The sequence below is a fragment of the Curtobacterium sp. UNCCL17 genome, assembly GCF_000686685.1.
In the GTDB taxonomy this organism is placed as follows: domain Bacteria; phylum Actinomycetota; class Actinomycetes; order Actinomycetales; family Microbacteriaceae; genus Curtobacterium; species Curtobacterium flaccumfaciens.
Map to the genome: position 1 here is coordinate 992,923 of NZ_KK366000.1, position 23,251 is coordinate 1,016,173.

Annotated in this window: 22 protein-coding genes; 6 read left to right on the forward strand and 16 right to left on the reverse strand. The window is 71.4% G+C overall.

The annotated features are described in order from the left end of the window. Nucleotides 1–19 precede the first annotated feature (19 nt). Nucleotides 20–703, reverse strand: coding sequence for a VOC family protein (locus tag BR70_RS22290; protein WP_051596763.1), 684 nt, complete (start codon nucleotides 701–703; stop codon nucleotides 20–22). Between the two features lie 84 nt (nucleotides 704–787). Between BR70_RS22290 and lipB the strand changes: the two genes are divergently transcribed. Next, complete coding sequence (gene lipB, locus BR70_RS20325) at nucleotides 788–1,567, forward strand: lipoyl(octanoyl) transferase LipB (RefSeq protein ID WP_081827311.1); 780 nt, start codon at nucleotides 788–790, stop codon at nucleotides 1,565–1,567. Next, on the forward strand, nucleotides 1,564–2,547 hold the full coding sequence (lipA, locus tag BR70_RS0109570) for a lipoyl synthase (RefSeq protein WP_027465890.1): 984 nt from the start codon (nucleotides 1,564–1,566) through the stop codon (nucleotides 2,545–2,547). The genes lipB and lipA overlap by 4 nt, the downstream gene beginning before the upstream one ends. Before the next feature lie 184 nt (nucleotides 2,548–2,731). On the opposite strand, the gene BR70_RS0109575 is transcribed toward lipA, so the two are convergent. Beyond that, nucleotides 2,732–3,757, reverse strand: coding sequence for a TerC family protein (locus tag BR70_RS0109575; RefSeq protein ID WP_027465891.1), 1,026 nt, complete (start codon nucleotides 3,755–3,757; stop codon nucleotides 2,732–2,734). A gap of 217 nt (nucleotides 3,758–3,974) precedes the next feature. Here BR70_RS0109575 and ftsY point away from each other — a divergent pair, with 217 nt between their 5' ends. After that, entirely contained in the window at nucleotides 3,975–4,844 is an 870-nt protein-coding gene (gene ftsY, locus BR70_RS0109580) for a signal recognition particle-docking protein FtsY (protein WP_027465892.1), read from the forward strand. 83 nt (nucleotides 4,845–4,927) lie between these two features. After that, a complete protein-coding gene (locus BR70_RS23605; protein WP_171907827.1) occupies nucleotides 4,928–5,086 on the forward strand; it encodes a hypothetical protein in 159 nt (52 codons plus the stop codon). Between the two features lie 97 nt (nucleotides 5,087–5,183). On the opposite strand, the gene BR70_RS0109590 is transcribed toward BR70_RS23605, so the two are convergent. The 7 genes from BR70_RS0109590 to BR70_RS0109620 form a co-directional block, all read right to left on the reverse strand. Then, the gene (locus BR70_RS0109590) at nucleotides 5,184–8,912 is read right to left on the reverse strand and encodes an AAA family ATPase (RefSeq protein WP_027465893.1); all 3,729 of its coding nucleotides are present in this window, start codon (nucleotides 8,910–8,912) and stop codon (nucleotides 5,184–5,186) included. A gap of 31 nt (nucleotides 8,913–8,943) precedes the next feature. After that, entirely contained in the window at nucleotides 8,944–9,915 is a 972-nt protein-coding gene (gene mutM, locus BR70_RS0109595) for a bifunctional DNA-formamidopyrimidine glycosylase/DNA-(apurinic or apyrimidinic site) lyase (RefSeq protein WP_027465894.1), read from the reverse strand. A 4-nt stretch (nucleotides 9,916–9,919) separates the two neighbouring features. Beyond that, a complete protein-coding gene (gene rnc, locus BR70_RS0109600) occupies nucleotides 9,920–10,645 on the reverse strand; it encodes a ribonuclease III (protein WP_173034235.1) in 726 nt (241 codons plus the stop codon). A 13-nt stretch (nucleotides 10,646–10,658) separates the two neighbouring features. Then, nucleotides 10,659–10,862, reverse strand: a complete 204-nt coding sequence (gene rpmF, locus BR70_RS0109605) for a 50S ribosomal protein L32 (RefSeq protein WP_017888273.1) — start codon at nucleotides 10,860–10,862, stop codon at nucleotides 10,659–10,661. Nucleotides 10,863–10,917: 55 nt separating this feature from the next. Then, nucleotides 10,918–11,490, reverse strand: a complete 573-nt coding sequence (locus tag BR70_RS0109610) for a YceD family protein (protein WP_027465896.1) — start codon at nucleotides 11,488–11,490, stop codon at nucleotides 10,918–10,920. A gap of 116 nt (nucleotides 11,491–11,606) precedes the next feature. After that, nucleotides 11,607–12,092: a pantetheine-phosphate adenylyltransferase gene (coaD, locus tag BR70_RS0109615; RefSeq protein WP_027465897.1), complete on the reverse strand. Its 486-nt coding sequence runs from the start codon at nucleotides 12,090–12,092 to the stop codon at nucleotides 11,607–11,609. Nucleotides 12,093–12,129: 37 nt separating this feature from the next. After that, nucleotides 12,130–14,358, reverse strand: coding sequence for an ATP-dependent DNA helicase RecG (locus BR70_RS0109620; protein ID WP_051596764.1), 2,229 nt, complete (start codon nucleotides 14,356–14,358; stop codon nucleotides 12,130–12,132). A gap of 97 nt (nucleotides 14,359–14,455) precedes the next feature. Between BR70_RS0109620 and BR70_RS0109625 the strand changes: the two genes are divergently transcribed. After that, a complete protein-coding gene (locus tag BR70_RS0109625; RefSeq protein WP_027465899.1) occupies nucleotides 14,456–15,016 on the forward strand; it encodes an RsmD family RNA methyltransferase in 561 nt (186 codons plus the stop codon). 28 nt (nucleotides 15,017–15,044) lie between these two features. Here the strand turns inward: BR70_RS0109625 and thiL are convergent, their stop codons facing one another. After that, nucleotides 15,045–16,040 (reverse strand): thiamine-phosphate kinase, encoded by a 996-nt coding sequence (gene thiL, locus BR70_RS0109630; RefSeq protein WP_027465900.1) that lies wholly within the window; start codon nucleotides 16,038–16,040, stop codon nucleotides 15,045–15,047. Nucleotides 16,041–16,064: 24 nt separating this feature from the next. Here thiL and BR70_RS0109635 point away from each other — a divergent pair, with 24 nt between their 5' ends. Continuing rightward, nucleotides 16,065–16,550, forward strand: coding sequence for a DUF3515 family protein (locus tag BR70_RS0109635; protein WP_027465901.1), 486 nt, complete (start codon nucleotides 16,065–16,067; stop codon nucleotides 16,548–16,550). Nucleotides 16,551–16,655: 105 nt separating this feature from the next. Here the strand turns inward: BR70_RS0109635 and BR70_RS0109640 are convergent, their stop codons facing one another. The 6 genes from BR70_RS0109640 to leuC form a co-directional block, all read right to left on the reverse strand. Continuing rightward, complete coding sequence (locus tag BR70_RS0109640; RefSeq protein WP_027465902.1) at nucleotides 16,656–17,738, reverse strand: D-alanine--D-alanine ligase family protein; 1,083 nt, start codon at nucleotides 17,736–17,738, stop codon at nucleotides 16,656–16,658. Between the two features lie 59 nt (nucleotides 17,739–17,797). Next, nucleotides 17,798–18,811, reverse strand: coding sequence for an NAD(P)H-dependent glycerol-3-phosphate dehydrogenase (locus BR70_RS0109645; protein WP_031259730.1), 1,014 nt, complete (start codon nucleotides 18,809–18,811; stop codon nucleotides 17,798–17,800). 79 nt (nucleotides 18,812–18,890) lie between these two features. Further along, a complete protein-coding gene (locus BR70_RS0109650) occupies nucleotides 18,891–19,715 on the reverse strand; it encodes a lysophospholipid acyltransferase family protein (protein ID WP_027465903.1) in 825 nt (274 codons plus the stop codon). Between the two features lie 5 nt (nucleotides 19,716–19,720). Continuing rightward, nucleotides 19,721–21,088 carry a UDP-N-acetylglucosamine 1-carboxyvinyltransferase gene (murA, locus tag BR70_RS0109655; protein ID WP_027465904.1) on the reverse strand — a complete coding sequence of 456 codons (1,368 nt, stop codon included), beginning with the start codon at nucleotides 21,086–21,088 and terminating at the stop codon, nucleotides 19,721–19,723. Next, entirely contained in the window at nucleotides 21,088–21,684 is a 597-nt protein-coding gene (gene leuD, locus BR70_RS0109660; RefSeq protein ID WP_027465905.1) for a 3-isopropylmalate dehydratase small subunit, read from the reverse strand. The genes murA and leuD overlap by 1 nt, the downstream gene beginning before the upstream one ends. Then, on the reverse strand, nucleotides 21,684–23,141 hold the full coding sequence (gene leuC / locus BR70_RS0109665) for a 3-isopropylmalate dehydratase large subunit (RefSeq protein ID WP_027465906.1): 1,458 nt from the start codon (nucleotides 23,139–23,141) through the stop codon (nucleotides 21,684–21,686). The genes leuD and leuC overlap by 1 nt, the downstream gene beginning before the upstream one ends. Nucleotides 23,142–23,251 lie beyond the last annotated feature (110 nt).

The following is a 23,251-nucleotide window of genomic DNA, read 5'->3' on the forward strand; positions in this document are numbered from 1 at the left end:
GCCGACGGCACCGGCCCGTTCACCGCAGGAGGACACCCTCGGTCAGTCCGACCGGTGCGTCGAGCCCCACGTCGATGACCACCGGCGCGCTCGACGGACTCCGGTCACCGGTCGGGAACCAGCGCCGGTCGGGCGACACCAGGATCACGAGACCGTCCACGTCACCGACCGCCGCGAAGGACTCCCCCGGCGGGTTGGCGTACGGCTCGAGACCGGCGCGTCGCAGGGATTCGACGGCGCCGAGGACGTCGGGGACGGGGACGCCGACCTCGCTGACGGAGACGAGCGGGACGCCGGCGTCGGAGTCGGTGCCGGTACCGTCGCCGACGCCGCTACCCCGGGCGCCCGACTCCAGGTCCCGCCGCTCGATGAGCTCGAGGAGCTGCTGGTCGGGCCCCTCGAAGTAGACCGACCGCGAGTTCCAGTTCGGCGGCCCCTCGAACTCGTCCTGGTCGTCGGTACCGAGCACCGTCGTCAGTCCGGCGATCCGGGCCTTGGCCGCGTCGAAGGTCCCCGTGGGGATCGTGATCGCCAGGTGCAGGGCTCCGGTCATCTCCGGCAGTTCGCGGAACACGAGGAGCGTCGACCCCACCACGATGCGCACCGTGGCGTCGACGATCTCGACCGAGCACCCCAGTCGTTCCCAGAACCGGGCGGTGTCGGCGAGCGAGCGGGTGGCGAGCTGTACCTGTCGGATGTCCATGCCCTCATCGGACCATCTCAACCATTGTTGAGGTCAAGCACCAGGTTGTTGGACGCCGTCCAGAAACTGTCGTACGCTCGCCGCATGCCGGAACTCGAGATCGTCCGCCACCACGGCCTGCTCGACTACTCGGACGGCCTCGCCCTGCAGCGGGACCTGCACGCCGACGTCGTCGCCGGCCGTTCCCCCGGGGCCCTCGTGCTGTGCGAGCACCCGTCCGTGTACACCGCCGGACGCCGCACCGAACCGTCCGACCTGCCGACGAACGGCGCCCCGGTCGTCGACACCGACCGTGGCGGACGCATCACCTGGCACGGCCCGGGGCAGCTGGTCGCCTACCCGATCGTCCGGCTCGCCGAACCCCTCGACGTCGTCGCCTGGGTGCGCGACCTGGAGCAGGTCGTCATCGACGCCGCCGCTGCCGTCGGCGTGCACGCCGAACGGGTCGCGGGTCGCAGCGGCGCCTGGGTGCCGGGCACGGACGGCTCCCCCGCCGCCAAGGTCGGCGCGATCGGCCTGCACGTCGCCGAGGGCGTGACGAGTCACGGCATCGCGATCAACTGCGACAACGCCCTCGACGCCTACGCCGCGATCGTCCCGTGCGGCATCGCGGACGCCGGGGTCACGACGCTGAGCGCCGCGGCGGCGCACGCAGGTCGTGCCCACGTGACCGTCGACGACCTCGCACCCCTGGTCGCGGACCGCGTCCGACAGGCCGTCGACGGCATGCACAGCGGCCGCCGGATCAGCACGACGGCCCCCAGCACCAGCACCGGCACCGGCACCGGCACCGGCACGAGCACCAGCACGAGCACGAGCACGAGCACCAGCACCGCGCCCGCCCGACAGGAGACCCTCGTATGACCCTCGCCCCCGAAGGCCGCCGCATGCTCCGGGTCGAGGCCCGGAACGCCGAGACCCCGATCGAGACGAAGCCCGCGTGGATCAAGACCCGTGCCACGCAGGGCCCCGAGTTCCGCGAGCTGTCGAGCCTGGTGCGCGAGAAGCAGCTGCACACCGTCTGCCAGGAGGCCGGCTGCCCGAACATCTTCGAGTGCTGGGAGGACCGCGAGGCCACCTTCCTCATCGGCGGCTCGCAGTGCACCCGTCGCTGCGACTTCTGCCAGATCGACACCGGCAAGCCGGAACCGCTCGACCGCGACGAGCCCCGCCGGGTCGCGGACTCCGTGGCGGAGATGGGCCTGCGGTACGCGACCGTGACCGGCGTCGCACGCGACGACCTGCCCGACGGCGGTTCCTGGCTCTACGCCGAGACCATCCGCGCGATCCACGAGCACTCCCCCGGCACCGGCGTCGAGATCCTGGTGCCGGACTTCAACGGGCGACCGGACCAGCTCGGCCGGGTGTTCGACGCCCGCCCCGAGGTCTTCGCCCACAACGTCGAGACCGTCCCGCGGATCTTCAAGCGGATCCGGCCGGCGTTCACGTTCGAACGGTCCCTCGACGTCATCACCCAGGGCCGCGACGCCGGACTGGTCACGAAGTCGAACCTGATCCTCGGCATGGGCGAGGAGCGCGTCGAGATCGAGGACGCCCTGCAGCGCCTGTACGACGCGGGTACGGACATCATCACGCTGACGCAGTACCTCCGCCCGTCGCCCCGGCACCTGCCGGTCGCGCGCTGGGTCAGCCCTGCGGAGTTCGTCGAGCTCCGTGAGATCGCCGAACAGATGGGCTTCGCCGGGGTGCTCGCCGGACCGCTGGTCCGGTCGTCGTACCGGGCGGGCCGGCTGTGGGCGCGGGCGACGCTGGCCCGCGGCGGCTCGGTCCCCGAGCACCTGGCCCACCTGCTCGACGCGGCCCCTGGCCGCCAGGCCGTCTGACGCGCGCGCGGCTCGCGCGGCGTACGCGGCGCGGCCGGCGTTTCGCGCTGTGCGACACGTCACGTGCTGCGGAGCACGTGAACTGTCGCTCAGGCCGAAACTCGGCGCATCCGGACGACGCCCGGACAGACGGGAGGCGCGGTGCCAGCTGGCACCGCGCCTCCTGTCCGTCAGGTGGTGACGGCTACTTCGCGTCGGCCTCGACCGACTCCTTCGGCTGGCCGGTCGGGGTGAGCCCGCGCTCCTGGCGGCGCTTCGAGACCACCAGCGACGCGGTCGTGGCGACCGCGATCGTCAGCACGATGAAGCCCAGCGAGAACCAGATCGGGATCTCCGGCGCCCACTCGATGTGCTCGCCGCCGTTGATGAAGGGCAGCTCGTTGACGTGCATGGCGTGGAAGACGAGCTTCACACCGATGAACGCCAGGATGACGGCCAGGCCCTGGCCCAGGTAGATGAGGCGCTCCAGCAGGCCGGCGATCAGGAAGTACAGCTGCCGGAGGCCGAGCAGCGAGAACGCGTTCGCCGTGAACACGATGAAGGCGTCCTGCGTCAGCCCGAAGATCGCGGGGATCGAGTCGAGCGCGAAGAGCACGTCGGTCAGGCCGATGGCGACCATGACGAGCAGCATCGGGGTGAACAGCCGCTTGCCGTCGACACGGGTGGTCAGGCGGTCGCCGTCGTAGTGGTCCGAGGTCGGGATGATGCGCTTGAGGATCCGGATGAGCCGGGATTCGCCCTCGCTGCCGTGGTCGTTGCCGCTGCGGGCCTGCGACCAGGCGAGCCAGAACAGCAGCGCACCGAACAGGTAGAAGACCCACGAGAAGTTCTCGATGATCGTGACGCCGAGGGCGATGAAGACGCCACGGGCGACGAGCGCGATCGCGACGCCGACCAGCAGGACCTTCTGCTGGAACTCCTTCGGCACGGCGAAGCTCGACATGATGATGAGGAAGACGAAGAGGTTGTCGACCGACAACGCCTTCTCGGTCAGCCAGCCGGCGAAGTACTCACCACCGGCCTGCCCGCCGCCGAACACCAGGATCCCGATGCCGAACAGGATCGCCAGGCCGATGTAGAAGGCGGACCAGAACGCGGATTCGCGGATGTGGGGCACGTGCGGCGTGCGCACGTGCGAGTAGAAGTCGAACACCAGCAGCGCGAGGATGCCGGCGATCGTGATGAGCCAGACGAAGAGTGGGACGTCCACGGTTTCCTTCAGGTAGGGCGCGCCGCTGATGTGCGGGTACGCCGAGGCCTGAAGGTCTCTTCCGTCGCACGGCACCGGAACCGGTGTCGCACGACCGGCGCCCCGGGGCCGGATCGTTCCGGACCGTACTGACGGGGTCACCGAGAGGGAATACTCCCCTTCGTGTTCCCGATCATACCGGGCACAGCGGACATGTGCCGCGCTCTAAGCTGGGAGCATGGCGAGTTCCTGGTCACTGTCCTCACGGCTGCGCGGCCTCTTCCAGCGCAAGACGATCGACGAGACCACGTGGGAGGACCTGGAGACCGCCCTCATCGGCGCCGACTTCGGGCCCGACATCTCCGAGGAGATCATCGAGGACCTGCACGCCCGCGTCGACCGCTACGGCACGACCGACCCCGCCGACCTGCAGCGCATGCTCCGCGAGGTCCTCGAGGAACGGCTCTCCAAGCTCGACACCACTCTGAAGCTCAGCGCGCGGCCCGCCGTGGTGCTCGTCGTCGGGGTGAACGGCGTCGGCAAGACCACGACGATCGGCAAGTTCGCCAAGTTCCTGAAGACCTACGACCGCACGGTGCTCGTCGGGGCGGCGGACACGTTCCGCGCCGCGGCGGTCGAGCAGGTCGCCACCTGGGCCCAGCGCGCCGGGGTCGACGTCGTCCGTCCGTCGCAGCCCGGGCAGGACCCGGCGTCGGTGGCGTACCAGACCGTCGAGAAGGCGATCCGCGACCAGACCGAGATCGTCGTCATCGACACCGCCGGGCGTCTGCACACCAAGGCCGGCCTGATGGACGAGCTCACCAAGATCAAGCGCGTGGTCGAGAAGCAGACCGAGATCAGCGAGGTCCTGCTCGTCCTCGACGCGACGACGGGCCAGAACGGCCTCGCACAGGCCCAGGCCTTCATCGAGGGTGCCGGCGTGACCGGCCTCGTCATCACCAAGCTCGACGGCTCGGCCAAGGCCGGCTTCGTGCTGAGCGTGCAGGAGAAGACCGGCATCCCGATCAAGCTCATCGGGCAGGGCGAGGGCATCAACGACCTGACGGGCTTCACGCCGCACGTCTTCGTGCAGAACCTCGTCGGCTGAGCGAACGCGTCGGCACGCCGAGGAGTAGCGTCCCTGACGGTCCGGGCATCTGCTCGGTCTCGTTCCAGGGATAGGAGACCCTCATGCCCGCACTGCTGATCATCGCGATCATCGTCGGCCTCGTCCTGCTCTTCAGCGGCATCTTCGTCGGTGCGCTGAAGTTCCTGCTCTGGGTGGGCATCGTGCTCATCCTGCTGGCGGTCATCGGCTGGCTGCTCCGGACGATCCGCGGTCGCGCGTAGCGACCCGGCGTCCTGTCCGGACGCACCTGACAAACAGGAGGCGCGGTGCCAGCTGGCACCGCGCCTCCTGTCTGCCGTCCGGTCGCGACCAGGACGCCTAGGCGACCGCGTCCGCCGGCTCGCGCTTCTGCACCCGCTGCCCGACGACCGCCGAGACGCCGTCCTGCCGCATCGACACCCCGTACAGGGCGTCGGCGATCTCCATCGTCCGCTTCTGGTGCGTGATGACGATGAGCTGGGACGACTCGCGCAGACGCTCGAACACGGTCAGCAGGCGGCCCAGGTTGGCGTCGTCGAGTGCCGCCTCGACCTCGTCCATGATGTAGAACGGCGAGGGCCGCGCGGTGAAGATCGCGACGAGGAGCGCCACCGCCGCCAGGGACCGCTCGCCGCCGGACAGCAGGGTCAGGCGGTCGATCTTCTTGCCGGCGGGCTTCACCTGCACGTCGATCCCGGTGCCGAGCAGGTCGGTCGGGTCGGTCAGGTTGATGGACCCCGAGCCGCCCGGGAACAGGATCGGGAAGATGACGTCGAACGCTTCCTTGGTGTCGTTGAACGCGGACTCGAAGATCGTCTGCATCTTCGTGTCGAGCTCGTCGATGATCGTCAGCAGGTCCGTCCGGGTCTTCTGCAGGTCCTCGAGCTGCTCGGCGAGGAACGCGTGCCGCTGCTCGAGCGCCTGGAACTCCTCGAGCGCGAGCGGGTTCACCTTGCCGAGCTGTCCGAGGTCGCGCTCCGCGGCCTTGAGCCGGCGCTCCTGCTCGGCACGGACGTAGGGCACGGTCTCGACGTCGGCGGGGTCGATCTCGTCGGTCGTGTCGAACTCGGGCAGCGCCGGGCCGCCGGGCAGGGTGGACTCCGCGTCGACGAGGGCCAAGTCGTCGGTGTCGGGACCCGCTTCTGCCGCTGCTTCCTCCGGCTCGGTCACGCCCGCGGCCTCGGCGGCGGCGGCCGCAGCCGCGCGCTCCGCCTCGCGGTGCTTCCGCGCGCGCACCCGCGGGTCCACGAGCACGTCGACGGGCACCGGCACGTGCGGCCCGTACTCGGCCACCAGCACGGCCTCGGACAGCCCGAGCTCGCTCTGCGCCCGGTCGAGGACGCCGGACACGTGCAGCTTCTTCTCGTAGATCTCCATCTCGAGCGAGTGCACGCCGTCGGTGATGGTCTGCAGGCGGTCCCGGAGCTCGCGCTCCTCGTTGCGGATCGTCTGCAGCTCGGTGTTGCGCTTCGACCGCTCGGCTTCCTCCGTCGCCAGCTGCACCCGCGCTTCGGCCAGCGAGCGGTCGACCGCTCCGAGCACCCCGGGCAGGTCGGCGAGGACGGCTTCGGCGGTCCGGATCTGGCCACGGCGGATGACGGCGAGCCGCGCGGCCTCCTCGGCGGCGGCGCGCTCGGCCTCGAGCTGGCGGTCGAGCTGGTCGGCGCGGTTGCGTTCGGCGCGCACACGCTCGCGCACGGTCTCCACCTGGATCCGCTGCTCGACCTCGGCGGCACGTGCGGCCTCGAGCGCGTCCTGCAGCGCGGGACGCTCGGACGCGTCGACCACGGGGCGCTCCTGGTCGGTGAAGGCACGGTGCGCCGACTCGGCCTCGGCCAGCACCGCATCCGCGGTCTCGACGGCGCCGTCGGTCTCGGCCAGCGCGGCACGCAGCCGCTCGACCTCGGCCGCGGCGTTCTCCGCCTTCGCCCGCGTCGACGCACTCGTGCGGTCGTACTCGGCCTTCGCCCGCGTGTAGGCGCGGGAGGTTGCGTCGGCCTCGTCCGCACGGCGGCGTGCGTCCTCGACGGCGCTGCGCGCGGCCTGGAGGCCCGTGGCCGCGTCCTCGGCGTCGGTCGCGATCGCGTCGCGTCGCGTCACGGCGTCGTCGCGCTCCGCGACGAGCTCGATGCGCGAGGTCACGCGCTCCCCGCCGCCGGTCACGCGGACCGCACGGACGAGGTCGCCGGACCGCGTGACCACCGTGGCGTGCGGGGCGGCCGTGAGCACGGCCTCCAGGTCGAGGTCGTCGGTCTCCGCGACCAGCCTGTCCCGCAGGATCGACGCGAGCGCCGGCGGTCCCTGCACCAGGTCCGTGGCACGGCGGACGCCGACCGGCAGGGTCTCGGGCAGGGCCGCTGGGACGGACGCGGCGTCCGCGACGACGACGTCGATCCGGCCGAGGTCGGCAGCGCGGGCGTGGTCGACGGCGTCGAGTGCCGCACCGCGGTCGTCGGCGAGGACGGCGTCGGCGAGTCCCTCGAGCGCGGTGGCGATCGCGGCCTCGAACCCGGGCGACACCGTCAGACTGTCGGCCAGGCGACCGACGATGCCCGCGCGACCGGCGTCGATCAGTGCCTGCGAACCGTCGCGGACCTCGATCGACATGCCGAGCGCGGTGACCCGGGCGTCGAGGGCGTCCCGCTCGCGTTCGAGGGCGTGGAGCCGGTCGCGCTGCTCGTCGCGCGTGGTCTGGGCCCGTTCGAGCTCGGCGCGCGCCTGCTCGAGGGTCTGCGCGAGCGCGGTCTCGTCGACCCCCTCGGACGGGTCGACACCGAGTTCGGCGAGGGCCGCCGCGGCACGCTCGGCACGCTCCCCCGCCTCGGCCAGAGCCCGCTCCCGCCGCTCGCGGTCGGCGACGGCGGAACCGCGCTTCGACCGGGCGACGTCGACGGCGCTGGCGAGCCGCTGCGCCTCGAGGTCGTGCTGCGAGACGCGGGCAGCCTGGGCCGCGATGCGTTCGTCCAGGGCGTCCAGCGAGGCGCGGGCGTCCTGCACCGCGCGGGCGGTCGTCGCCGAACCGCCCTGCATCTCGTCGGCGCGGGCGGCGAGGCGGTCGGCCTCGGCTCGGACCCCGGCGACCTGCTCCTGGGTGACGGTCGGGCCCTGCTGCGGTGCGTCGGCCTGCTGCGCGAGGAACATCAGGCGCTGGTTCGCCAGGCTCGACAAGCCGCGGAGGCGCTCCTGCACGCTCTCGAGCCGGTGCACGACGGTGCGGGCGCGGTCGACGTCGTCCCCGACCATGCTCTGCTCGACGTGCTGCTGGCGCGCCCGGGTCTGGTCGAGCCGCTCGGTCAGGACGATGCGCTCGGACTTGCGGCCCGCCTCGACCTCCTGGTGGTCGTGCAGCTCGCGGCGCAGGCGCACCACGTCGTCGGCGAGGATGCGGGCCTTGGCGTCGCGGAAGACCGCGGCCACCGACTGGGCCTTGCGTGCCACCTCGGCCTGCCGCCCGAGGGGCTTGAGCTGCCGCCGGATCTCACCGGCCAGGTCGGACAGGCGGGTCAGGTTCGTCTGCATCGCGTCGAGCTTGCGGAGGGTCTTCTCCTTGCGGCGACGGTGCTTCAGGATCCCCGCGGCCTCCTCGATGAAGCCGCGGCGGTCCTCGGGGGTGGCGTGCAGCACCTTGTCGAGCTGCCCCTGCCCGACGATCACGTGCATCTCACGGCCGAGGCCGGTGTCGCTCAGCAGCTCCTGCACGTCGAGCAGCCGGCAGTTCTCGCCGTTGATGGCGTACTCGCTGCCACCGTTGCGGAACAGCGTGCGCGCGATCGTCACCTCGGAGTACTCGATCGGCAGCAGGCCGTCGCTGTTGTCGATGGTCAGCAGCACCTGGGCACGACCGAGCGGACCGCGGGTCGAGGTGCCGGCGAAGATGACGTCCTCCATCTTGCCGCCGCGCAGGGTCTTCGCCCCCTGCTCCCCCATCACCCAGGCCAGGGCGTCCACCACGTTCGACTTGCCGGAGCCGTTCGGGCCGACGATGCACGTCACGCCCGGCTCGAACGCGAACGTCGTCGGCTGCGCGAAGGACTTGAACCCCTTGATGGTCAGGCTCTTCAAGTACATGCGGTCTCCGGATGCTCTGGTTGGCGTCAGGCTAACGCGTGCGGGCGCGGGGACGGGGTTGGCACACGGGGCAGATGTGGCTCGACCGGTTCATGAAGGCCTCGCGCACGATCGTCGTACCGCAGCGTGGACACGGCTTCCCCTGCTGCCCGTAGACGTTCAGGCGCTGCGAGAAGTACCCGGACTGCCCGTTGACGTTGACGTACTGGGCGTCGAAGCTCGTGCCGCCGTCCTCGAGCGCCCGGCGCAGGATGGCGCGGACCTCGTCGAGCAGCCGACGCAGGTCGGCACGGGTGAGGCGGTCGGCGGCGCGGTCGTAGTGCAGCTTCGCGGCCCAGAGCGACTCGTCGGCGTAGATGTTGCCGATGCCGCTCACGACGCCCTGGTCGAGCAGCACCCGCTTGATGCCGCTCGAACGCTTCCGTGCCATCGCGGTGAACCGGTCGTCGTCGAAGGCGGGGTCGAGCGGGTCACGGGCGATGTGCGACACCTGCCCGGGCACCCACCGACGCCACACGGCATCGGGGTCGATCGCGTCGACCTGCCCGCCGAACCCGGCTGGAGCACCGTCGATCGTCGGCACCATCGCGTCGATCGCCATCGAGCCGAACGTGCGCTGGTCGACGAACTCGAGTTCCACCGGGGGCTCCGCCACACCTGCGCGGTCGGTGCCCGAGGGCTGTACGTCGATGAGGATCCGACGGTGCTTGGCCGCCGGTCGACCACGGCCGAGCAGGATCTGCCCGCTCATGCCGAGGTGGGCGACGAGTGCCTCGGGGCGGTCCCCGTCGTGCTCGGGCTGCAGCGGCATCCAGAGGAACTTGCCCCGTCGGACGGCAGCGGCGATCGTGCGACCGGTCAGTCGGTCGGCGAAGTCCTCGGCGGGGCCGTCGTGCCGGGTGAGGGCACGGTCGTCGACCACGTCGACGTGCAGGACCCGCGCGCCGCTGACGGCGGGTTCGAGGCCGGCGCGGACGACCTCGACCTCGGGGAGTTCGGGCACGCGGTCAGGCCGCTCGGCCGGACAGCCGGGTCCAGGCGTCGAGCGCGGCGGCCATCTCGGCGGCCTTCTTGCTCGACCCGGTGCCGGTGGCGATGTCCTCGCCCTGCAGGACGACCGTCGCCATGAAGGTCTTGTCGTGGTCCGGGCCGGTCTCGGTGACGCGGTACGCCGGGTTGCCGAGGGAACGACTCGAGGCGAGCTCCTGCAGGCTCGTCTTCGGGTCCATCGCGGCGCCGAAGCGGTCCGGGTCGATCATGAGCGGTTCGACCAGGCGGAGCACGAGCTCGGTGGCCGGGTCGGGGCCGGCCGACAGGTAGGTCGCGCCGATGACGGCTTCGACGGTGTCGGCCAGGATCGACGACTTGTCGCGCCCGCCGGTCTGTTCCTCGCCCTTGCCGAGGCGCAGGTAGCGGCCGAGCCCGATCATCCGGGCGATCTCGGCCAGCGCCACGGTCGACACCAGGCTCGCCCGTCGCTTGGCGAGGTCACCCTCGTCGAGGTCGGGGAACGACCGGTAGAGCTTCACGGTCACGGCCTGGCCGAGGATCGAGTCCCCGAGGAACTCGAGGCGCTCGTTGTGCTTGATGCCCCCGTGCTCGTAGGCGTAGGAGCGGTGCGTCAGGGCGAGCTGGAGCAACTCGAGGTCGATGTCGGCCCCGAGGATGCCCTGCAGACGAACGACGTCCGGCCCCGCGGGGCGAGACCCCGCAGCGCCGGACGTTGTCGTCATGCGTTCGGTCCGATCAGACGTCGGCGACCTTGCGGCCCTTGTACTCCATGTACAGGGGCGTGCCGGCCGAGTCCTCGACGACCTTCGCGCGGTGCGGGAGGCTGTAGGTGACCTGACCGTTCTCGATCGTCTTCACGAGCTGGATCGGCGTGGCCTTCCACTGCGAACGACGGGCGTGCGTGTTCGCACGGGACTGCTTGCGCTTGGGAACGGCCATGGTGAATCTCTTTCGGTTGGTCGGTGGTCGGTACGGGGGCTGGCGGTGTCGGGACCTACTCGGTCTCGGCCCGCTCCTCGCCCTCGGTGGTCTTCGGTGCGGTGGTGTCACCGTCGGTGCTGTCGTCGAGCTCGATCGCGCTGAGCGCTGCCCAGCGGGGATCCAGCACCTGACGAGCGGGCTGCTCGCCGAGGTCGGCCAGACGCTCGCCCGTCACCGGGTCGAGTCCTGGGCAGTCCGGTCGGCAGACCGGCTGGAACGGCAGCGACAGCACCACCGCATCTCGAACGACCTGTTCGGTGTCCACGTGGTCATCGCGAACGAAGAAGTCGAAATCCTCCGAGGCATCATACGCGAACAGCTCGGCGAAATCGACCTCGATCGGTTCGCTGATGTCGATGAGGCAGCGCGAGCACTCCCCCGTGGCGTCGGCCGAAGCGTGTCCGGACACGAGGACGCCCTCGTGCAGGCCTTCGAGCTTGACGTCGATGTGCAGTTCGGATCCCTGTCGGACGCCGATCAGACCGGCCCCCATCGCGTCGGGCACCTCGATGTCGAGCGAGTGCTCGCGCATCTCACCCGGCCGGTGCGCGAGGTCGCGCACGCGCAGGGCGTAGGGGCTGTTCACGGGGGAAGACACGATCGACAAGCCTAGCGCGATCGGGGCCGAGAGTCGAGGTGGCGACAGGCGTGTCCGGACGCGGTGGGCGCCGTGCGCGTGCCGGCCGGGCTGTGCAGGCGCGCTCAGCGGGCCGCGAGCGCGTCGGCGACCGTCTTCGGCACGTAGGGCGTGACGTCTCCGCCGAGCGACGACACCTGCCGGATCAGCGAGCTCGACACGTGCGCCCGCGACGCCTCGGGCAGCAGGAACACCGTCTCGACGTCGGCCAGGTGGCGGTTCATGATGGCCATCGGGGTTTCGTAGGCGACGTCCTCGCCGGACCGCACGCCCTTCACCAGGACCTTGGCCCCGACCTGGCGGCAGTAGTCCACCAGCAGGCCGGACGTCCACTCGCCCACCGTGACCGTGGACGGCGCTCCGACCTCGACCAGCGAGTCGCGGATGAGCCGCACCCGGTCGACCGCCTCGAACATCGCCGGCTTCTTGTCGGGGTTGTGCACCACGAGGACGTGCACCTCGTCGAAGAGCCCGGCCGCGCGGCCGATGACGTCGAGGTGCCCGAGGGTGACGGGGTCGAAGGAACCGGGGACCACCGCGATCTGCGCCATGGCAGCGACGATACCGCGCGGCCGTCGTGCTCCGGGGTCAGTTCTTGCCGAGGAACGCCGCGTCGGACTCGTCGAGGCGCCGGGCGAGGGCGTCACGGAGGGCCGGGGACCCCTCGAGCTCGGGATCGGGTTCGAGCACGCGCTCGGCCTCTTCGCGCGCGTCGACGATGAGGTCGGCGTGCTCGACCACCCGGAGCAGGTTGAGCGAGGACCGCCCACCGGACTGCCGTTCGCCCAGGACGTCGCCCTCGCGTCGGAGCTCGAGGTCGACCCGGGCGAGCTCGAACCCGTCGTCCGAGGCGGCCACCGCGTCGACGCGCTCGCGCGAGGTGGTCTCGAGCTCGGCCGAGGTGACCAGCAGGCAGACCCCGGCCCACTGCCCACGACCGATGCGGCCGCGGAGCTGGTGGAGCTGCGAGACCCCGAACCGGTCGGCGTCGAGGACGGCCATCATCGCCGCGTTCGGGACGTCGACGCCGACCTCGATCACGGTCGTCGCCACGACCACGTCGAGGTCGCCGGCGGCGAAGGACGTCATCACGCGGTCCTTCTCGTCGGCGGTCATCCGGCCGTGCAGGACCGCGATCGAGCGCCCGTCGAGCACGGGCATGGTGCGCATCCGCTCGGCGGTGGCGAGCACGGTCGCCGGGGCACGCTTCGGGGTGTCGTCCTCGCCCTCGGCCGGCTCCGGCTCGCCGTCGTCCTCGGTGTGGGCGTCGTCGATGGCCGGGCAGACGACGAACGCCTGGCGACCCTTGGCCAGTTCTTCGGCCATGCGGGACCAGATCCGGGGTTCCCACCCGGGGTGCTCCGCCAGCGGGACCGTGAAGGTCTCGACACCGGCGCGCCCCGACGGCATGCCCGTGATGGTCGAGACGTCGAGGTCGCCGAACACCGTCATCGCGACGGTGCGCGGGATCGGCGTCGCGGTGAGCACGAGCACGTGCGGAGGGGTCGTGCCCTTGGTGCGGAGGGCCTCGCGCTGCTCGACACCGAAGCGGTGCTGCTCGTCGACCACCACGAGCCCCAGCTCGGCGAAGTCCACCCGGTCCCCCAGGAGCGCGTGGGTGCCGACGACCAGCCGTGAGCTGCCCGACGCCGCGGCGAGCAGGGCCCGGCGACGTTCGTCGGTGGACTGCGACCCGGTCAGGATCACCGGTCGGAGCTCGGCGGCCAGGTCCGGCCCGAGGAACTTCACGATGGAGCGCAGGTGCTGGGCCGCCAGCACCTCGGTCGGGGCGATGAGCGCGGACTGGCCGCCGGACTCGGCCACCGTGAGCATCGCCCGGATCGCCACGAGGGTCTTGCCGGACCCGACCTCGCCCTGGATCAGCCGGTGCATGGGCCAGGTGTGGGCGAGGTCCTGGTCGATGTCGGCACCGACGGCCCGCTGGTCGTCCGTCAACGTGAACGGCAGGGTGGCGTCGAAGCGCTCGAGGATGCCACCCGGGGCGGCCACGCGCGGGGTGGCCGCGGTGCGACGGGCCGCGATCCGGCGCTGCACCAGGGCGGTCTGCAGCACGAACGCCTCGCGGTAGCGCAGGGCGTCCTGCGCGCGCTTGAAGTCCGCGACCTTCTCGGGACGGTGCAGCAGCTCGAGCGCGCGGCGGAACGGCACGAGGTCGAGCCGGGACCGCGCGGACGCCGGCACCGGGTCGGGCAGGTCCGGCAGGGTGTCGAGGACGATCCCGATGGACTTCGCGATCTGCCACGACGTGAGCGAGGCCGTCGCCGGGTAGATCGGGATCGGCTGGCGCGACCACCGGATCGCTTCGTCGGAACCGGGCTCGGCCGTGGCGCGGGGGTCGTCGGGGTCGAACAGCTCGTAGTCGGGGTGGGCGAGCTGCCGGGCACCCCGGTAGTCGCTGACCTTGCCGGAGAAGATGCCCCGGGCGCCGGGGACGAGGTCCTTCGTGCGCCACCCCTGGTTGAAGAACGTGAGGGTGAGCAGGCCCTTGCCGTCGCCGATCTTCGCTTCGAGGATCGAGCCGCGGCGCGCGCGCATGGTGCGTTCACGGACGTCGACGACCTCGGCCACGATGGTGACGGGTTCGCCGATCGCGAGCGAGTCGAGGGCCGTCAGTGCACCACGCTCGGCGTAGCGGCGGGGCGCGTGCTCGAGGAACTCCCCCACCGTGCGGTAGCCGAAGGCCTTCTCGATCGCGGTCGCCGTCCGACCGCCGAGCACGTTCGCGAGCCGCGCGTCGAGCGGCGCCGGACCGAGGTCGGGCGCGGCCGGCGCAGCGGGGGTTCCGGAGGTGACCACTCTCCAACGGTACCGGGCACGACCGACCCCACCCGCGCCTCCCGAGCGGCCTGTGGAGAAGACCGGACCGGACCCGCCGGGCCGATACGGTGGCTGCATGACCCGCATCATCGCCGGCGCCGCCGGCTCCCTGACGCTCCGGGTGCCGAAGTCCGGCACCCGCCCGACGAGCGACCGCGTGCGCGAGGCGCTGTTCTCGTCGCTCGAGGCACGGGGGCTCGTCGAGGCCACGTCGGTGGCCGACCTGTACGCGGGGACGGGCGCGCTCGGGCTCGAGGCAGCGTCCCGCGGTGCGGCCGAGGTGGTCCTGGTCGACCGGGCATCCGCCGCCGCGCAGGCCTGCCGGGCGAACGCGAAGGCGGTGCAGCAGCGGGTGCCTGGCGTCCGGATCGACGTGCAGCCGCAGCCGGTGCTCGGGTACCTGCGCGGGACCGTCCGCACCTTCGACCTGGTGTTCATCGACCCGCCCTACGACGTCACCGAGCACGAGCTCGCCGAGGTGCTCGAGGCCCTGGCGCCGAAGCTGACGCCGGATGCCGTCGTCGTGGTGGAGCGGAGCAAGCGCTCCCCCGAGCCCACCTGGCCGGCGGGGCTCGCGCCGTTCAGCAAGCGCAGCTACGGCGAGACCGTCGCGTGGGAGGCCGTCGCCGCCGGCTGAGGCAGCGGGGGCAAGCGGATCAGCAGGGTCAGCCGGCGACGCCGTCCCAGTCGGCGTAGGGGTCCCAGCCGGTCGTCGGCACCGCGGCACCGGCGCGCAGCAGGTCCGCGTCGCCGCGCTCCCGCACGACACCGATGCGCCGGAAGCCCCCGGGCAGGACCGCGTCGGCCGGGAACGTGGCGAGCAGTCCGTGGTCCTCGCCACCGTGCAGCGCGACCTCGTCGAGGTCGGTGGCGGCATCGAGTTCGAGCGTCACCCGGCTGGCACGGGCGAGCCGACCGGCGTCGATCGCCAGGCCGTCGGACAGGTCGAGCATCGCGGTGGCCCCGGCCCCGGCTGCGAGCGGCCCGTCGGCGATCGGGGGCACCGGGCGGCGCTGGCGTCCGACGTCGGGGTCGACGTCCGCGCCGCTCGCGACCGTCGCGGCACGGTCCGGCTCGCCCCGGCCGTCGACGCCGTCGCGGAACAGCCGGGACAGCCCACGGGCGGCACGTCCGAGCTCGCCGGACACCGCGAGCACGTCACCGACGGTCGCACCCGACCGCAGCACGGGCGCGCGGCCCAGCAGGTCGCCGAAGGCGGTGACGGCCACCGTGAACGTCGCCGAGGTGGAGAGGTCTCCCCCGACGACCCCGCACCCCGGCGCGAGTGCGTCGACGGCGAGTCGGAAGCCGTCGGCGATGCCCTCGAGGACGGCCACGGGGGTGTCCTGCGGTGCGGCGAGCGCGATCACGAGGCCGCTCGGCACGGCACCCATCGCGGCGACGTCGGAGAGGTTCGTGGCGGCCGCCTTCCAGCCGATGTCCGTCGGCGACGACCACGCCCACCGGAAATCCGGACCGTGCACCATCATGTCCGTCGTCACGACGAAGCGGCCGTCGGGGGCGGCCACGACCGCGCAGTCGTCTCCGGGGCCGACGATCGGCGTTCCCGCGGGCAGGCGACTCGTGATCCGGTCGAGGACGACGAGTTCGCCGAGCTCCCCCACCGTCGGTCCGGCCCAGGCGTCGTCCGTCGCATCCACACGAGAACGGTAGCCTGGACGACGATGGACACCGCGCGCCGCACCCCTCGCACCCTCGCGATCGTGGGGGCCGTGATCACCCTCGCCGCCGGGCTGACCGGGTGCACGAACGCCGTGTCGATGTCCGCAGCCCCGTCGGCCAACGCAGCGGCGTGCGCCGCCGTGCAGGTCCGGTTGCCCGCGACCGTGGACTCGAAGTTCGACCTGCGGAACACGAACGCGCAGGCGACCGCTGCCTGGGGCGACCCCGAGGTGGCGATCTACCACTGCGGTGTCGCCGTCCCCACCGTGTCCGACCTGCCGTGCTTCTCACAGGGCGGCGTCGACTGGATCCGCGACGACCGGGGCGACCAGGTCGTCTTCACGACGTTCGGTCGGTCACCGGCGGTGCAGGTCGTGGTCGACTCGACGAAGACCACGTCGACGGTCGTGCAGGAGCTGTCCGACGCCGTGTCGTCGCTGCCGAAGGACGGCCACGAGTGCCTCGACCCCGACGACGTGCAGGGCTGACCCAGCGGACGGGCAGCGCCAACTCAACCAGTGCCTCGACCCGGACGACGTGCAGGGCTGACGCCCGCCTGACGCTCGCGCGCCGACGGGGCCAGCACGGCCTGGTCAGCGGACGGCCGAGCGACCCAGCTCGATGAGCTCGGTGATGAGCTCACCGTACGACACCCCCGACGCCGCCCAGCAGCGCGGGTACATCGACAGCGGCGTGAAGCCCGGCATCGTGTTGACCTCGTTCACGACGAAGCCGTCGTCGGTCAGGAAGCAGTCGACACGGGCGAGCCCCGAACCACCGATGGCCTCGAACGCGCGGGCACCGATGGAGCGGATCTCGTCGGTCTGGTCGTCGGTCAGCGGGGCCGGGCAGAGCAGCGACTCGTCACCGCCCAGGTACTTCGAGGCGAAGTCGTAGAAGCCGTCCTCGGCCACGACGATCTCGCCCGGCAGGCTCGTGCGCGGCACACCGTCACGACCCTCGAGCACGGCGACCTCGACCTCGCGGCCGACCACACGGGGCTCGACGATCACCTTGGAGTCGTGCTCGAACGCCAGGTCCATGGCGGCACCCAGCTGCGAGGGCTCGTCGACGCGCGAGACACCCATGCTCGACCCCGCGCGGGCCGGCTTGACGAACAGCGGCCAGCCGTGCGCGGCGATCGTCTCGGCGACGTCCACCGGGTCGGCCGCCCACTGCCGGCGGAGCACGGTGGTCCACGGTGCGACCCGCAGCCCGGCGTGCTCGAGCACGGCCTTCGCGACGTGCTTGTCCATCGCCAGTGCGCTCGCGAGCACGCCGTCGCCGACGTACGGCAGCCCGGCGATCTCGAGCAGGCCCTGGATCGTGCCGTCCTCGCCGAAGGGGCCGTGCAGGATCGGGAACACCACGTCGACCGGGATCGCGGTGACCGTGCCGTCGGGGTGGGACACGACGAGTTCGTTGGTGGCCGGCGAGGTCGGGAAGGCGATCCGCGTGCCGTTGTCGGGCACCGTCGGCAGCGCGCCGTCGCGGATGGTCCACTGCGCCGGGTCGTCCGACTGCAGCGTGAAGGCACCGTCCTGGGTGATCCCGATCGGCACGAGGTCGTACTCGGCCCGGTCGACGACGTCCATGATGCCGCCGGCGGTCACGCAGCTGATCTCGTGCTCGCTCGAGCGACCGCCGAAGAGCACGGCGACGGTGGTCCTGGGCATGGGGGTTCCCTCGGGGATCGTGGGCACGGGAGTCCCTTCGTGACTCGGTGCGGGACCGGTCACTCGCCCTGCGGCTCGTCGGTCTCGGTGAGGTGCGGCGCGATGTTGCGCGGATCGAGCCTACCGGCGAGGACCTCGCCGACCTGGCTGACGATGGGCATGTCGACGCCGTTCGCCGCGGCCAGCTCGAGGATCGGGGCGACCGAGGCAAGCCCCTCCGCCGTCTGGTTCATCTGGCGGACGACCTCGTCGAACCGGTAGCCCTGGCCGAGCAACCGCCCGGCGGTGTTGTTCCGCGACAGCGGCGACTGGCACGTGGCGATGAGGTCGCCGAGGCCCGCGAGCCCGGACAGCGTCGACGACTGCGCGCCGAGCGACACCGCGAAGTCGGTCATCTCGGCGAGGCCGCGCGTGATGATCGAGGCCTTGGTGTTCTCGCCGTAGCCGACCCCGTCGACGATGCCGATCGCGACGGCGATGAGGTTCTTCAGCACGCCGCCGAACTCGGTGCCGATGACGTCGGTGTTGATGAACGACCGGAAGTACGGGTTCGTCGCGACGGCGGCGACGTCGGTGGCGGTCTCCAGCGACGACGACGACACCACGGCGGCGGTCGGCTGCCGACGGGCGATCTCGAGCGCCAGGTTCGGGCCGCTGGCCACCGCGATGCGGTCCTGGTCGATGCCGAGGCCCTGCAGCAGGACCTCGCTCATCCGCAGTCCCGTGCTCTTCTCGACGCCCTTCATCAGACTGACGACCGGCACGTCCGCGGGCAGCAGCTCGCGGATCGCGGCGAGGTTCGAGCGCAGGGTCTGCGAGGGCACCGAGACGTACACCTGCGAGGCGCCGTCGAGCACGCGCTCGAGGGACGTCGACGCGGTCAGGGTGCGCGGCAGGTTGATGCCGGGCAGGTAGTCCGAGTTGCGCTTGGTCTCGGTGATCTCGCGGGCGACCTCGGGGCGTCGGGCCCACACCACGGTGGACGCACCACCCTCGGCCAGCACCTTCGCGAACGTGGTGCCCCAGCTGCCGGCACCGATCACGGCCACCCGGGGCTTGTCGGTCGACTGCATGACCACCCGGATCGCGGCGGTGTCGAAGGCCCCCGGAGCCGCGGCGGCGGGGTCGGGTCGGTCGTCGTGGGGTCGGAGGTCACTCAAACCGGCCGGTCTCCTTCTGGTTGTTCGCCGCCGGGTCCCAGCGGGTCGCGGGTGCCCGTTCGCCACGGAGCACCTCGAGCAGCGCGGTGATCTCGCGCATGACGAGTTCGGTGGCCTCGCCGAGCATCTGCTGGTCGATCTGCCGACCGCGGTACGCCGACAGGTCGACCGGGTCACCGATGATCACGTCGACGCGGGACGGCGGGAACAGCCGGAGCTTCTTGCCGTACCTGGCCATGATGTTCTGCGTGCCCCAGTGGGCCATCGGGATGAGCGGCACGTCGTTCTCGAGCGCGATCCGCACCGCGCCCGTCTTGCCGCGCATCGGCCACAGGTCGGGGTCGCGGGTGAGCGTGCCCTCGGGGTAGACGATGATCGCCCCACCCTGCTCGACCAGGGACCGGCCGCCCCCGAGCGGGTCGCTCAGGCGCGTCCGGCCGGAGCGTTCGACCGGGATCTGTCCCATGCCGGACATGAGATTGCCGACCACGGGGACCTTGAACAGCGACGCCTTCGCCAGGAACCGCGGTGCCCGCTTCGAGATGTACACGGCGGTGCCCACGACCAGGGGGTCGATGTTCGTGAAGTGGTTCGGCGCGAGCACGAACGCACCCTCCGCCGGCAGGCGGTTCGGGCCGTGCCAGTGGTAGCGCGCCGAGAACCGGAACGTCGGGATGACGATCGACGCGACGATCCGGAACGCGGTGTTCAGCTCACCGCGGCGCCACCGGCGCCCACGCACGGGGAGGCCGGTCGTGACCTGCGCGTCGGAGCCGCCACGGGCCTCCAGACCGTCGCCTCTCGCTTCTGCCGGCACTGTGCCTACCCAGCGAAGTCGAAGTCGGCGCCGAGCTTGCGCAGCTTCGGGATGAAGTGCTCGTAGCCGCGGCTGATGATGCCGACGTTGGTGATGTGCGACTCGCCTTCGGCGGTCAGCGCCGCGATGAGGTGGCTGAACCCGCCACGCAGGTCGGGGACGCGGACGTTGGCGGCGTGCAGCTTCGTCGGACCGGTGATGACGGCGGCCTGCTCGAACGGGCGGCGGGCGACGCGGCGGTCGTGGCCGGGCAGCCCCTCCTTGTGCACGACGATGTCGGCACCCATCTCGTTCAGCGCGTCGGTGAAGCCGAAGCGGTTCTCGTAGACGGTCTCGTGCACGATGCTCTGGCCCTCGGCCTGGGTCAGCGCGACGACGAGCGGCTGCTGCCAGTCCGTCATGAAGCCGGGGTGCACGTCAGTCTCGATGACGACGGGCTTCAGGGTGTCCAGCTCGCGGTAGAACCGGATGCCGTCCTCCTGGATGTCGAACCCGCCGCCGACCTTGCGGAAGACGTTGAGGAACGTCATGAGCTCCTGCTGGTTCGCGCCCTCGACGAAGATGTCGCCGTTGGTGGCGAGCGCGGCGGAGGCCCAGCTCGCGGCCTCGTTGCGGTCGTTGATCGCGCGGTGCGTGTAGCCCCGGAGCGACTCGACGCCCTCGATGAAGATGACGCGGTTCGGCTCGACCGAGACGATGGCGCCCATCTTCTGCAGGATCGCGATGAGGTCCATGATCTCGGGCTCGATCGCGGCGTTCCGCAGCTCCGTGACGCCCTTGGCGAGGGTCGCCGAGAGCAGGACCTGCTCGGTGGCGCCGACGCTCGGGTACGGCAGCTCGATCGAGGCGCCCTTCAGTCCGTCCGGGGCCGTCAGGTGGATGCCGTTGACCTGCTTGTCGACGACCGCGCCCATGGCGCGGAGGGCGTCGAGGTGGAAGTCGATCGGACGGTCGCCGATGCGGCAGCCGCCGAGGTCGGGGATGAACGCCTCGCCGAGCTTGTGCAGCAGCGGGCCGCAGAACAGGATCGGGATGCGGCTCGACCCGGCGTGCGCGTCGATCTCGGCGAAGTGCGCCGACTCGACCCGCGACGGGTCGAGGATGAGTTCGCCTCGTGCAGGATCGGTGATGCGCACGCCGTGCACCTCGAGCAGCCCGCGGACCACCTTGACGTCGGAGATGTCCGGCACGTCACGGAGGATCGACGGGGTGTCACCGAGCAGCGACGCCACCATGGCCTTGGTCGCGAGGTTCTTCGCCCCACGGACCTCGATGCGTCCCACGAGCGGCTTGCCCCCGCGGATGACGATCTCGTCCGACTTGAGGCCCACGCGCGCCCCTGCGGCCGCTGCGTCCTGTACGAGAGAGTTCACTACTTCACCGGCAATGTCTTCGGCCGCCAACTGGAGCGGCGGGATTCGAACTCCGTGATCGAGGTCTCGTCACGGAGGGTGAGCCCGATGTCGTCGAGCCCTTCCATCAACCGCCAACGAGTGTAAGCGTCGATCTCGAAGGGGACGTCCACATCCCCCAGCGACACGCGCTGCGTCGCGAGGTCGACCGTCGCCTCGATGCCCGGGTTCGCCTCGATGGCGGCCCACAGGCGCTCGACCTCCGGTTCGGTCACGATCGCCGTGACCAGGCCCTGCTTGCCGGCGTTGCCCTTGAAGATGTCCGCGAAACGGGGCGAGACGACCACCGTGAAGCCGAAGTCACGGAGCGCCCAGACGGCGTGCTCGCGGGACGAGCCGGTGCCGAAGTCGGGGCCGGCGACGAGCACACGGGCGCCCTGGTAGCGCTCCTGGTTCAGCACGAAGTCGGGGTCCTGCCGCCACCCGGCGAACAGGGCGTCCTCGAAGCCGGTCTTGGTGACGCGCTTCAGGTAGACCGCGGGGATGATCTGGTCGGTGTCGACGTTCGACCGCTTGAGCGGCGCGGCGATGCCGGAGACGGTGGTGATCTTGTCCATCAGAAGGTCCCCTCGGTGGCGGTGGCGGACGTCGCCGCCGCGATCTCGTCGTCGGTCTCCAGGTCCCACGGGCTGGACAGCGTGCCGCGCACCGCGGTGGCCGCGGCGACGAGCGGCGACACCAGGTGCGTGCGGCCACCCTTGCCCTGGCGACCCTCGAAGTTGCGGTTCGAGGTGCTCGCGCAGCGCTCCCCCGGTGCCAGCTGGTCCGGGTTCATCCCCAGGCACATCGAGCAGCCGGCGAACCGCCACTCGGCACCGAACTCGGTGAACACCTTGTCGAGCCCCTCGGCTTCGGCTTCGAGCCGGACCCGCGCGGAGCCGGGCACGACCATGACCCGGACGCCTTCGGCCTTGGTGCGGCCCTTGATGATCGACGCGAAGGCCCGCAGGTCCTCGATGCGCGAGTTCGTGCAGGACCCCATGAAGACCGCGTCGACGGCGATGTCCTTCATCGGGGTGCCGGCGGTGATGTCCATGTACTCCAGGGCGCGGCGGGCGGCGGCCTGGTCGTTGGGGTCGCTGTAGGCGGCCGGGTCCGGCACGCTCTCGGACAGCGAGACGCCCTGGCCGGGGTTCGTGCCCCAGGTGACGAAGGGCTCGAGATCGTCCGCGTCGATGAACACCTCGGCGTCGAAGACGGCGTCGTCGTCGGTGGCGAGCGTCTCCCAGTACGCGACGGCGTCGTCCCAGTCCTGCCCGGTGGGCGCGTGGTCGCGGCCCTGCACGTAGTCGTAGGTGGTCTGGTCGGGGGCGACCATGCCGGCGCGGGCACCGGCCTCGATCGACATGTTGCAGATCGTCATGCGGCCCTCCATCGAGAGGGCGCGGATCGCGGAGCCGCGGTACTCGAGCACGTAGCCCTGTCCGCCGCCGGTGCCGATCTTCGCGATCACGGCGAGGATGATGTCCTTCGCCGTCACCCCCGGGCGCAGCGTGCCCTCGACCGTGATCGCCATCGTCTTGAAGGGCTTGAGCGGCAGGGTCTGCGTGGCGAGGACGTGCTCGACCTCGGACGTGCCGATACCGAACGCCATCGCGCCGAAGGCCCCGTGGGTGCTGGTGTGCGAGTCGCCGCAGACGACGGTGATGCCGGGCATGGTCAGGCCGAGCTGCGGGCCGACCACGTGGACGATGCCCTGCTCCTTGTCGCCCAGGGAGTGCAGCCGGACGCCGAACTCCTCGCAGTTGCGACGGAGGGTCTCGATCTGGATCCGGCTCGTCGGGTCCGCGATGGGGCGGTCGATGGCGAGCGTCGGGGTGTTGTGGTCCTCGGTCGCGATCGTCAGGTCGAGGCGACGCACCGGTCGCCCGGCCTGCCGCAGACCGTCGAACGCCTGCGGACTCGTCACCTCGTGCACGAGGTGGAGGTCGATGTAGAGGAGGTCGGGGTTGCCGTCCTCGCCCTTGACCACGACGTGGTCGTCCCACACCTTCTCGGCGAGCGTCTTTCCCATGAGCTCAGCCCTCCTCGTCCTCGTCGTTGCGCCGCGACCGCGGCCCGATCAGGCGACTCTACCATTGGTATACCAACGCGCGGCACCCCGCCCGTCGCGGGTCCGTCACC

Bases quoted from the DNA above. Each gene is read 5' to 3' on its own strand.
- BR70_RS0109590 (WP_027465893.1), bottom strand. From the start codon at position 8,912: ATGTACTTGAAGAGCCTGACCATCAAGGGGTTCAAGTCCTTCGCGCAG.
- BR70_RS0109635 (WP_027465901.1), top strand. From the start codon at position 16,065: ATGGACACCGCGCGCCGCACCCCTCGCACCCTCGCGATCGTGGGGGCC.
- BR70_RS0109640 (WP_027465902.1), bottom strand. From the start codon at position 17,738: ATGCCCAGGACCACCGTCGCCGTGCTCTTCGGCGGTCGCTCGAGCGAG.
- ftsY (WP_027465892.1), top strand. From the start codon at position 3,975: ATGGCGAGTTCCTGGTCACTGTCCTCACGGCTGCGCGGCCTCTTCCAG.
- BR70_RS0109645 (WP_031259730.1), bottom strand. From the start codon at position 18,811: ATGCAGTCGACCGACAAGCCCCGGGTGGCCGTGATCGGTGCCGGCAGC.
- lipB (WP_081827311.1), top strand. From the start codon at position 788: ATGCCGGAACTCGAGATCGTCCGCCACCACGGCCTGCTCGACTACTCG.
- coaD (WP_027465897.1), bottom strand. From the start codon at position 12,092: ATGGCGCAGATCGCGGTGGTCCCCGGTTCCTTCGACCCCGTCACCCTC.
- BR70_RS0109625 (WP_027465899.1), top strand. From the start codon at position 14,456: ATGACCCGCATCATCGCCGGCGCCGCCGGCTCCCTGACGCTCCGGGTG.
- BR70_RS22290 (WP_051596763.1), bottom strand. From the start codon at position 703: ATGGACATCCGACAGGTACAGCTCGCCACCCGCTCGCTCGCCGACACC.
- BR70_RS23605 (WP_171907827.1), top strand. From the start codon at position 4,928: ATGCCCGCACTGCTGATCATCGCGATCATCGTCGGCCTCGTCCTGCTC.
- lipA (WP_027465890.1), top strand. From the start codon at position 1,564: ATGACCCTCGCCCCCGAAGGCCGCCGCATGCTCCGGGTCGAGGCCCGG.
- leuC (WP_027465906.1), bottom strand. From the start codon at position 23,141: ATGGGAAAGACGCTCGCCGAGAAGGTGTGGGACGACCACGTCGTGGTC.
- rpmF (WP_017888273.1), bottom strand. From the start codon at position 10,862: ATGGCCGTTCCCAAGCGCAAGCAGTCCCGTGCGAACACGCACGCCCGT.
- rnc (WP_173034235.1), bottom strand. From the start codon at position 10,645: ATGACGACAACGTCCGGCGCTGCGGGGTCTCGCCCCGCGGGGCCGGAC.
- leuD (WP_027465905.1), bottom strand. From the start codon at position 21,684: ATGGACAAGATCACCACCGTCTCCGGCATCGCCGCGCCGCTCAAGCGG.